This is a genomic window from Wolbachia endosymbiont of Drosophila bocki, assembly GCF_028982005.1.
In the GTDB taxonomy this organism is placed as follows: Bacteria; Pseudomonadota; Alphaproteobacteria; order Rickettsiales; family Anaplasmataceae; genus Wolbachia; species Wolbachia pipientis.
The window spans coordinates 1-1085 of sequence record NZ_JAPQLG010000076.1; the positions used below are offsets into that span (position 1 = coordinate 1).

Sequence of the window (1085 nt, forward strand, 5' to 3'; positions counted from 1 at the left end):
CCAGCTTGCAAATGATTGTCCTTTCCTTCATTTCTCTCCTATTACGAAGATTTTAAACAGGTTCTTAGATGGATTCATCATAAACTTTCCAAATCTAACTTCCAAACGTGCTGTTCTTTTTGGCTTATTATCTTTTACAGGAACTTCAACTTCTACCGTACCTGCACAATGAGAGGATTTAATAAATGCCCATAACTTCTGCTCACCTTTTTCAGGATATCGAGATTTTCTATTTACTGCTCTATCTCTGCATGCTCCAACTAGCACTGCCGAATTAAGACTATGTGCAAGCTCAAAAAAGTCATATATATCTGCTTCTCTATCGCATACAGTTATAGTCTCAGTTTGAGTTGGATCAGTAATATTATTTGTTTTTCTTAAAATTTCCAACCACTTTACGCTTTCTTTATCTTCAATGCGATCGCTCTTTTTTTTAAGGTTCTCAGTTTCTTCAGGTCTTGAATAAACTTTTTGATCTAGTATCCCTAGTACCAAACCTTCTATACTAACGGCAAGAGCTGTATGCATTATAATACCTTTTGCAGTATCATAACTGGACAAATTTGCTAATCCGCTTGTTTTTTTATGGTTATTATATACAATGTAACTGGTATCTTGAATGACAAGAACCCTCTTGTGAGCTTTTGTTCTCTCAACTGTTTTATCAATGTGTGAAGCTAGAATATCGACTTCTTTTACGTTTTCATTTTAAAAAAAACGATATGCTGCTTTTGCTTCTGACCAACTTTCACATGCTTGATTAATCTAACTTTCAGGTAATTTTGTCAAACACATCAGCAATCTTTACTAATCGCTCAGTTAACCTTTTATCTCCAAATTCATTTTTAGCCCATTCACTACTTTTACTTGCCATTTTACACCCTCAATATTTGCAAACTTTAATATTGTAATATTTTACTTTTTAGTCCATTTATATTTGTGGGTAATAGTAAGGAATGACACCGTCTTGGATGGAAACCAGTGTCAGCTACTTTCATGACACCATCACAAGGTGAAACTGGATCCCAGTGGGCTTTGTTGCATCGCTCAAGTGAAAAGAACTGGCAGTTACTGACAAAATTCAT

1 pseudogene is annotated in these 1085 nt (G+C 34.7%); it reads right to left on the bottom strand.

From position 1 onward, the window contains the following. Nucleotides 1-60: 60 nt before the first annotated feature. Nucleotides 61-874 (bottom strand): annotated as a pseudogene (locus OZD61_RS01490) (IS4 family transposase); the annotation flags it as partial. Nucleotides 875-1085: the final 211 nt, after the last annotated feature.